The organism is Streptomyces sp. NPDC004752 (assembly GCF_053601275.1).
Window position 1 is genome coordinate 22366 of the sequence record NZ_JBSGBN010000112.1, and the last position, 9201, is coordinate 31566.

The window sequence follows — 9201 nt, forward strand, 5'->3', positions numbered from 1 at the left end:
CCCGGAACGTCGCGGAGCGTGAACTAGGCTCCTCGCGAATGAGCCGAAGAGAAGGCGCGGCGCCCGAACCGGAGTCCCGGCGGGCCGCGCGTGCGGTGGGACGGGAGTGTGGCCCGTGACGGATCAGGCGGTGGACACAGGCGGCGTGCGGCTGTCCGGACCCCCGGCCGTGGAAGGCCAGTTCCTGGGCCGTACAAGGGAGTTGAAGGAACTGCGCGCCGACATCGAGCGCGCGGGGCTCGACACCATCGCCGGGCGCAAGGCCGCCCGTGCCCGGGTCCTCCTCGTCGCCGGCCGGCCCGGCTCGGGCCGCACCGCGCTCGCCGGCGAACTGGCCCGGCAGGTCGCCCACCGCTATCCCGACGGCGTGCTGCGCACGCGGCTCGGCGAGCCCGACGGCACCCCCGTCCCGGTCGAGCGCGCCGCCCGCGAACTGCTGACCGCCCTCGGACTGCCCACCCCGCCCGGAGCCGCCGAGGACGATCTGACCGCCGATCTGCGCGAGGCCCTGGCCGGCCGCCGCATGCTGCTCCTGCTGGACGACGCGAGCAGCGCCGAGCAGGTCGACGCGCTGCTCCCGGACAGCTCGGACTGCCTGGTCGTCGCCGTGTCCGGGGGCCCGCTCACCGGGATTGCGAACGTCCGCCCGTGCACCGTGGGCGGGCTCGACACCAAGTCGGCCCTTGACCTGCTGACCCGTTCCGCCGGCTCGGTGCGCATCACCGTCGACCCGCGCGCCGCCGAGGACCTCGTCGAGGCGTGCCAGGCCCAGCCCTTCGCCCTCACCCTGGCCGGCGGCTGGCTCGCCGCCCGCCCCAAGGCGGCCGTCGCCGACCTGGCCAAGCGGCTGAACGCGGAGAGCGACGAGCAGACTCCGCTCGGCCGGGTGTTCCGGCTCGTCCACGAGACCCTGCCCGGGCCCGCCGCCCGGATACTGCGACTGCTCTGTCTGGCCCCCGCGGGCCTGGTCGACCCGCACACCGCCTCCGCCCTGGCCGGCTGCTCGGTCGGCGCCGCCCAGACCACCCTGGACGACTTCGTCGCCCTCGGCCTGCTGCGGGCGGTGGCCTCCCCGCTGCCGCAGTACGAGGTCCCCGGCTGCCTCCACCCCATGCTGCGCGCCCTCGCCGAGGCCCAGGACCGGCCCGGCGAGCTGCAACTGGCCCGGGCCCGGATGCTGGAACGAACCGTGCGCCTGCTCCACTCCTGCCGGGCGATCACCGAGACGGACAACCCCGAGGCCCGCGCGAAGCTCCAGGGCCTGCCCCGCACCCTGCGCTTCCCGACGCCCCGGGCCGCCGCCGACTGGCTGCGCATCCGTCGGCCCGCGCTGCTGGCCGCCGCCCGGCTCGCGGTCGCCGACGGAGAGCTGGACACCCTGGCCCGCCGACTGATGTCCCAGCTGGTCAGGGCCATGGTGGCGCACTTCGGCACCCAGGCGGCCGCCGCCGACCTGTACGGCATCCACGGCCTTGTGCTCGATGTGGCCGAGCGCCGGAAACTACCCAGGGAGCGGGCCGCCGCGCTGCTGAACCTCGGCGACCTGGACGCCCGGACCGGCCGCACGGCAAAGGCGCTGGTCCGCTATCGGGCCGCGCTGGACGCCGGACGGGAGGCGAACGACCCGTATGCGACCGGCCGCGCGATGGAATCCGTAGGCGGCGCGCACCAGGAGCTGGGGGACCACGACCGGGCCGCCGACTGGTTCGGTCGTGCCCTCGCCCAGCGCCTGGCCCGCGGCGAACGGGCGGACGCCGCCCGGCTCTACGGCCGCATTGCCACTTCCCACACCTACGCGGGCCGCTACGGCGAGGCGCTCAGGTGCTGGCGCGCGGCCGTCGCCGGCTACCGCAAGTCGGGCGATGTCGCCGCGCAGGCGCGGGCGTTGAGCGAACTGGCACGGGTCCAGGAGTACGCCGGACGGCCCGAGGAGTCGCTGCGCACCTGTCAGGAGGCGGTGGAGTGGGCGCGCCGCGCCGAGGACGTGCGGCTGCAGGCCGCCCTCCAACTGCGGCTCGCCGACACCCTGGACCACCTCGGCGACTGCGCCGCCGCCCGACTGCACCGCAGCGCCGCCGAGCGCATGCTGGGTGAACAGACGCAGGACCTCCAGGAGGGCCGTGCGAGCGGATCAGACCCGGAGCACGGTGCTAACGCCTGCGAAATCCGCAGTACACCCGGCCAAGATTAATGCAATGAAAGGCTAGACAGCCGGAACACCTTCATTAAACTGGCTCTGCCGCACTTTCTCCTGCGGTGTCTCCTGGTGTGCTCGCATGCCCGGAATGTCTTGCAATGCCCCACGCCCTCTGAGCCAAGGACCGTGATCGACGTGAAGGTCGGCATCCCCCGCGAGGTCAAGAACAACGAGTTCCGGGTGGCCATCACCCCCGCTGGCGTGCATGAGCTGGTGCGGGGCGGTCACCAGGTCGTCGTCGAGCGCGCCGCCGGTGTCGGCTCCTCGATCCCGGACGAGGAGTACGTCGCCGCCGGCGCCGAGATCCTCCCGACCGCCGACGAGGTGTGGGCCGCCGCCGACCTGCTGCTGAAGGTCAAGGAGCCCATCGCGGAGGAGTACCACCGGCTCCGCAAGGACCAGACGCTCTTCACCTATCTGCACCTGGCCGCGTCCAAGGAGTGCACCGACGCGCTGCTGGAGTCCGGCACGACGGCGATCGCGTACGAGACCGTCGAGCTGCCGGGCCGCGCCCTGCCGCTGCTCGCCCCGATGTCCGAGGTCGCGGGCCGGCTGGCCCCGCAGGTCGGCGCGTACCACCTGATGCGCGCGAACGGCGGCCGCGGCGTGCTGCCCGGCGGTGTGCCGGGTGTGCTGGCCGGCCGGGCCGTCGTCATCGGCGGCGGTGTCTCCGGCTGGAACGCCGCGCAGATCGCCATCGGCATGGGCTTCCAGGTGACCCTGCTCGACAGGGACATCAACAAGCTCAAGGAGGCCGACAAGATCTTCGGAACGAAGATCCAGACCGTTGTCTCCAACGCCTTCGAGCTGGAAAAGGCGTGCCTGGAGGCCGACCTGGTGATCGGTGCCGTCCTCGTCCCGGGCGCCCGGGCCCCGAAGCTGGTCACCAACGAGCTGGTCTCCCGGATGAAGGCGGGAAGTGTCCTTGTCGACATCGCGATCGACCAGGGCGGCTGCTTCGAGGACTCCCGCCCGACCACGCACGCCGAGCCGACCTTCCCGGTCCACGACTCGGTCTTCTACTGCGTCGCCAACATGCCGGGCGCGGTGCCCAACACCTCCACCTACGCGCTGACCAACGCCACCCTGCCGTACATCGTCTCCCTCGCGAACAACGGCTGGGTCGAGGCGCTGCGCCGGGACCCCGCGCTGGCCAAGGGTCTCAACACCCATGACGGCAAGGTGGTGTACCGAGAGGTCGCCGAGGCACACGGCCTGGAGCACGTGGCCCTGGAGAGCCTGCTCGGCTAAGTGACCTTCTCGTAAAGGCGATACGTCAACTCGGCGCGTCAACCCCATACATCCGGCCGGACCTTGTCCCGCAAGGTCCGGCCGGATGTGTGTATGGTCACTTTGCGGCTCTCGATCAACTCGCCTCGAACGTAACCCTTCGACCGATTCGTACACCGGTGGAACCTGCTGTGCGACGGTCGTACGCCCTTGACAGAGGGATGTTTCATTGCCGACACATCCGGCCGGGTCCGGCGGATTGTGTTGCTGCGGACCGCCGACACGCCATAGAGTCGCCAACCGTCGGCATGGTGCCACGCTGACCTGTCTAGAAGTTCCCTGGTCACCAAGGAGGTAAGACGACTTGTGAATGAGTCGACATTTTCTCCCGGGGGTGGTCAACCAGGAATGCGTGTACGGGGCCGGGGTCCCGCGGGGTTCGAGGCTGTCGGCTCCGTCGCTGTGCGCACCTTCGCAGCCCACCAGAGTCACCGGATTCCTGGGGTGACTCAGCCAGCACACCAGAGCATGGATGGCCATCACGTGAACGCCATGGCCGGCGACGGAAGTGGCGCGCCCCACAACCAATTCGCCGACTACGACGAACTGCCCGAGGGGCACTTCTACGACCCCGACGCCGAGTACGAGCCCGACCCCGAGTACGCGGCCACGCTCGCGCCCGACGCTGCCCGTCAGCGCCGCGAGCGCGTCGGCCCGACCGGGCGTCCGCTGCCGTACTTCCCGATCCCGGGCCCGCTGACCGATCACGGACCCGCGAAGATCATCGCGATGTGCAACCAGAAGGGCGGCGTCGGCAAGACCACGTCGACCATCAACCTGGGTGCCGCGCTCGCGGAGTACGGACGGCGTGTACTGCTCGTGGACTTCGACCCGCAGGGCGCGCTGTCGGTCGGCCTCGGCGTCAACCCGATGGAGCTCGACCTCACCGTCTACAACCTGCTCATGGAGCGGGGCATGTCCGCGGACGAGGTCCTGCTGAAGACCGCGGTCCCCAACATGGACCTGCTCCCGAGCAATATCGACCTGTCGGCCGCCGAGGTCCAGCTGGTCTCCGAGGTCGCCCGTGAGTCGACGCTGCAACGCGCCCTGAAGCCGCTGCTGCCCGACTACGACTACATCGTGATCGACTGCCAGCCCTCGCTCGGCCTGCTCACCGTCAACGCCCTGACGGCCGCGCACAAGGTCATCGTGCCGCTGGAGTGCGAGTTCTTCGCCCTGCGCGGGGTGGCGCTGCTCACCGAGACCATCGAGAAGGTCCAGGAGCGGCTCAATCCGGAGTTGGAGCTCGACGGGATCCTCGCCACGATGTACGACTCGCGTACGGTGCACAGCCGTGAGGTGCTCGCGCGTGTCGTCGAGGCGTTCGACGACCACGTCTACCACACGGTCATCGGCCGCACGGTCCGCTTCCCGGAGACCACGGTCGCCGGTGAGCCCATCACCACCTACGCCTCCAACTCCGTCGGTGCCGCCGCCTACCGCCAGCTCGCCAGGGAGGTGCTCGCCCGGTGTCACGCCGAGTGAGTCTGCCCGGGGCCGACGAACTGTTCCGTACGACAGGAGGGACGGCGCTCCAGGCGTCCACTCCCCGGCGCCAGGCCAACGGCGAGGCCCGGGTGCCGGCTCCCGCAGGGGAGAGCGACCCGGCCGTCGCCGAGGACGCGCCGCAGTCCGTGCCCGCGCGGGGCGGCGACGGCGACGGCGCGGAGCATGTGGCGGCGGAGGCGGAGCCCGCCGACACCGGCGAGTCCCGCAGCCGCTCCGGCGCGGAGCGCCCCGTGCGGCGTCAGGCGGCGCAGGAAGGTTCTTCTGCCGCCTCCGCCTCCGCCGCGGGTACGCCGCCGCGCAAGCGCGGACGCGCCGCGGCACGGCGGCCCAGTGGGCGCGAGCGACACGACGAGAAGATCACCGTGTATGTGTCCGCCGAGGAGCTGATGGACCTGGAGCATGCGCGCCTGGTCCTGAGAGGCGAGCACGGGCTGGCCGTCGACCGCGGGCGCATCGTGCGCGAGGCAGTCGCCGTGGTGCTGGCCGACCTGGAGTCCCGTGGGGACGCGAGCATTCTTGTACGCCGCCTACGGGGTCGCTGAGCGCTCGGCTGGGGCTGTGATGGGTTGTTGGTCGGGTGTGGGTTGGTTGTGGTTGGTTGCGCAGTTCCCCGCGCCCCTATTGGGTTGTCGGTCGGGTGCGGGTTCGTAGTGGCTGGTCGCGCAGTTCCCCGCGCCCCTTTGGGCGTGCTGTCGTGCGATGGGTTGGTGGGGTGGACCGGGGGGTTGGGCTGTGGTGGGTTGTCGGTCGGGTGTGGGTTCGTTGTGGCTGGTGGGGTAGTTCCTGTGTTGCTTTTGTGGTGGTGTCGGACCGTCATGGACCTTGGTCGACCTGCTTGCCGGTAGCTCGTGCTGCTTGGCGATAGCCTGCGGGGGTCATGAGCTCGAACGATCCTTCCGTCCGCGGCGCATCCGCCGGCCGTAGGCGTGCGCTGGGGCGGGGACCGGGCGCCGCGCCACCGGCTCCGCCGGCGGACGTCGCCGTTCCTGAACTCGCGGTCGTCGTCGCCGGGCCGGAGGCCGCCGCTTCGGTGCCGCAGGCCGACATGGTCGGGCCGCAAGGTGTCGGGGGCGAGCTTCAAGACGTCGCGGTCGAGCCGGAGTTCGTGGTGTCCGATGGCGCAGAATGTGCTGCCGGGCCCGCCGTCGACGGGGACGAGTCCGGCGACGGTGTCTTCAAGGTTCGGCTCGCCAACTTCGAGGGCCCCTTCGACCTGCTGCTCCAGCTCATCTCCAAGCACAAGCTCGACGTCACCGAGGTGGCGCTCTCCAAGGTCACCGACGAGTTCATGGCGCACATCCGGGCGATGGGGCCGGACTGGGACCTGGACCAGACGACCGAGTTCCTGGTCGTGGCCGCCACCCTGCTCGACCTGAAGGCGGCCCGGCTGCTGCCCGCCGCCGAGATCGAGGACGAGGCCGACCTCGCCCTGCTGGAGGCCCGCGACCTGCTGTTCGCCCGGCTGCTCCAGTACCGCGCGTACAAACAGATCGCCGACATCTTCAACCGCCGGCTCGTCGAGGAGGCCCGGCGCCACCCCCGTACCGTGGGCCTCGAACCGCACCACGCCGAACTGCTGCCCGAGGTCGTCATCAGCATCGGCCCCGAGGGCTTCGCCCGGCTCGCGGTCAAGGCGATGCAGCCCAGACCGAAGCCCCAGGTGTACGTCGACCACATCCACGCGCCGCTGGTCAGCGTGCAGGAGCAGGCGGGCCTCGTGGTCGTCCGGCTCAGGGAACTGGGCGAGGCCAGCTTCCGGGCCCTCGTCGAGGACACCGACGACACGCTGACCGTGGTCGCCCGCTTCCTCGCCCTGCTGGAGCTGTACCGCGAGAAGGCCGTGGCCCTGGACCAGGAGACCGCCCTCGGCGAGCTGATCGTGCGCTGGACCGGTGGCGACGGCGCCGACACACCGACGGTGACGGACGAGTTCGACCGGCCCCCCGAGCAGCCCAAGGAGGAGAAGAAGGCGTGAGCGAGGACACCACGGGTCTCCCGGCGGGCGCGCCCACCGTCGCGGACCTCGATCTCCGGCCCGCCCTGGAGGCGGTGCTCATGGTCGTGGACGAACCCGCGACCGAGGAGCACCTCGCCAAGATCCTGCAGCGGCCCAGGCGGCAGATCGGGGACGCGCTGCGGGCACTGGCCGACGAGTACACCGTGCAGGGCCGCGGCTTCGAACTGCGGCTCGTCGCCGGCGGCTGGCGCTTCTACACCCGCCCCGAATACGCGGCCGCCGTCGAGGGCTTCGTGCTGGACGGCCAGCAGGCCCGGCTCACCCAGGCCGCGCTGGAGACCCTGGCCGTGGTCGCCTACCGCCAGCCGGTCAGCCGCAGCCGCGTCTCGGCCGTACGCGGGGTCAACTGCGACGGTGTGATGCGCACCCTTCTGCAGCGCGGACTGATCGACGAGGCGGGCGCGGAACCCGAAACAGGTGCGATCCTGTACAGGACGACGAACTACTTCCTGGAGCGGATGGGCCTGCGCGGCCTGGACGAGCTTCCGGAGCTCGCGCCCTTCCTCCCGGAGGCGGAGGCGATCGAGGCCGAGACCCAGGAGGGCGTGCCGTCGTTCGACCCGGACGCACCCGATGCGCCCGGCGGTCAGGACGCAGACGACTAAGACGGAATTTTGATGCGAAGCAGCGGCAGCGGCAGGAACGGCGGGCGCGGCAACCACCGCGGTGCCGGCAACAACAGGGACGAGCGGCAGGGGCAGGGCCGTCCCCGCAAGCCCCGCCCCGAGGAGCGCCGCTACGACGTCGGCCCCGGCGCGACGAAGGACGGCCCCCGGTCCGGACGCGGCGGCGCCGCGCGCGGCGGCGCCAAGGGCGGGCCCAAGCAGTCCCAGCAGCGCGACGGACGTACCGACCCGGGACGCTCCCGCGAGTACGAGGCACGCGCCGAGGAGCGCAACCGCGAGCGGTACGCGGGCAAGGCGGACGTCAAGCCGCCCAGGACCTTCCCAGGCGCCGAGCAGGAGGGCGAGCGGCTGCAGAAGGTCCTCGCGCGCGCGGGCTACGGCTCCCGCCGGGCCTGCGAGGAGCTGATCGACCAGGCCCGTGTCGAGGTCAACGGGGAGATCGTCACCGAGCAGGGCAAGCGCGTCGACCCGGAGAAGGACGAGGTCAAGGTCGACGGGCTCACCGTCGCCACGCAGTCGTACCAGTTCTTCTCGCTCAACAAGCCCGCCGGTGTCGTCTCGACCATGGAGGACCCCGACGGCCGCCAGTGCCTCGGCGACTATGTCACCAACCGGGAGACCAGGCTCTTCCACGTCGGCCGGCTCGACACCGAGACCGAGGGCGTCATCCTGCTCACCAACCACGGCGAGCTGGCGCACCGGCTGACCCACCCCAGGTACGGCGTGAAGAAGACCTACCTCGCCGCGATCGTCGGCCCGATCCCGCGCGACCTGGGCAAGCGCCTCAAGGACGGCATCCAGCTGGAGGACGGGTACGCGCGCGCGGACCACTTCCGGGTGGTCGAGCAGACCGGGAAGAACTACCTGGTCGAGGTGACCCTGCACGAGGGCCGCAAGCACATCGTGCGCCGCATGCTCGCCGAGGCCGGCTTCCCGGTGGAGAAGCTGGTGCGCACCGCCTTCGGTCCGATCCCCCTCGGCGACCAGAAGTCGGGCTGGCTGCGCCGCCTGTCGAACACCGAGGTCGGGATGCTGTTGAAGGAAGTCGACCTCTGAGGGCCCGAGAACCTGAAGAGCCAGGTACCTGAAGAGCCGAGGGCCTCAAGAGTTGAGGGCCTGACGACTTGTGCACCGGGCACCCCTTCTTTATAGTCGCGATGACTATTAAGAGGAGGGGGTGTCGGTGCAGGGCTACGACAAGCACACGTACGAACCCTTCGCCGTCACCGTCGACCTGGCGGTGCTCACCCTCCGCGGGGGCGGCCTGCATGTGCTGCTCGTCGAGCGCGGGCAGCAGCCGTACGCCGGCCGCTGGGCGCTGCCCGGCGGCTTTCTGCTGCCCGACGAGTCGGCGGAGACCGCCGCCCGGCGCGAACTGGCCGAGGAGACCGGGCTCGGCGATGTCACCGGGCTGCGCCTGGAACAGCTGGGTGCCTACAGCGAGCCCGGCCGCGACCCGCGGATGCGGGTCGTCTCGGTCGCTTTTACCGCGCTGCTGCCCGACGCCCCCGAACCCCGCGGCGGCGGCGACGCCGCCCAGGCGCGCTGGCTGCCGTACGACG

At 71.2% G+C, this 9201-nt stretch carries 8 protein-coding genes; all 8 read left to right on the forward strand.

The features are described from left to right. Window positions 1-115 precede the first annotated feature (115 nt). Window positions 116-2191, forward strand: coding sequence for a tetratricopeptide repeat protein (locus ACWEKM_RS34535; protein WP_451625214.1), 2076 nt, complete (start codon window positions 116-118; stop codon window positions 2189-2191). 132 nt (window positions 2192-2323) lie between these two features. Further along, window positions 2324-3448: an alanine dehydrogenase gene (ald, locus tag ACWEKM_RS34540; protein WP_451625215.1), complete on the forward strand. Its 1125-nt coding sequence runs from the start codon at window positions 2324-2326 to the stop codon at window positions 3446-3448. Between the two features lie 387 nt (window positions 3449-3835). Beyond that, window positions 3836-4972, forward strand: coding sequence for a ParA family protein (locus ACWEKM_RS34545; RefSeq protein WP_451625216.1), 1137 nt, complete (start codon window positions 3836-3838; stop codon window positions 4970-4972). Continuing rightward, window positions 4957-5538, forward strand: coding sequence for a hypothetical protein (locus tag ACWEKM_RS34550; protein WP_451625217.1), 582 nt, complete (start codon window positions 4957-4959; stop codon window positions 5536-5538). The genes ACWEKM_RS34545 and ACWEKM_RS34550 overlap by 16 nt, the downstream gene beginning before the upstream one ends. Before the next feature lie 335 nt (window positions 5539-5873). Next, window positions 5874-6971, forward strand: coding sequence for a segregation and condensation protein A (locus tag ACWEKM_RS34555; RefSeq protein WP_451625218.1), 1098 nt, complete (start codon window positions 5874-5876; stop codon window positions 6969-6971). After that, on the forward strand, window positions 6968-7618 hold the full coding sequence (gene scpB / locus ACWEKM_RS34560; protein WP_451625219.1) for an SMC-Scp complex subunit ScpB: 651 nt from the start codon (window positions 6968-6970) through the stop codon (window positions 7616-7618). The genes ACWEKM_RS34555 and scpB overlap by 4 nt, the downstream gene beginning before the upstream one ends. Before the next feature lie 12 nt (window positions 7619-7630). Further along, window positions 7631-8695, forward strand: coding sequence for a pseudouridine synthase (locus ACWEKM_RS34565; RefSeq protein ID WP_451625220.1), 1065 nt, complete (start codon window positions 7631-7633; stop codon window positions 8693-8695). Window positions 8696-8822: 127 nt separating this feature from the next. Then, window positions 8823-9201: NUDIX domain-containing protein (locus tag ACWEKM_RS34570; RefSeq protein WP_451625221.1), on the forward strand; the 379-nt coding region annotated here is incomplete at its 3' end.

What these genes read in the sequence shown, in the direction of transcription:
- ACWEKM_RS34555 (WP_451625218.1), top strand. Translation starts at nt 5,874, where the DNA reads ATGAGCTCGAACGATCCTTCCGTCCGCGGCGCATCCGCCGGCCGTAGG.
- ACWEKM_RS34545 (WP_451625216.1), top strand. Translation starts at nt 3,836, where the DNA reads ATGCGTGTACGGGGCCGGGGTCCCGCGGGGTTCGAGGCTGTCGGCTCC.
- ACWEKM_RS34565 (WP_451625220.1), top strand. Translation starts at nt 7,631, where the DNA reads ATGCGAAGCAGCGGCAGCGGCAGGAACGGCGGGCGCGGCAACCACCGC.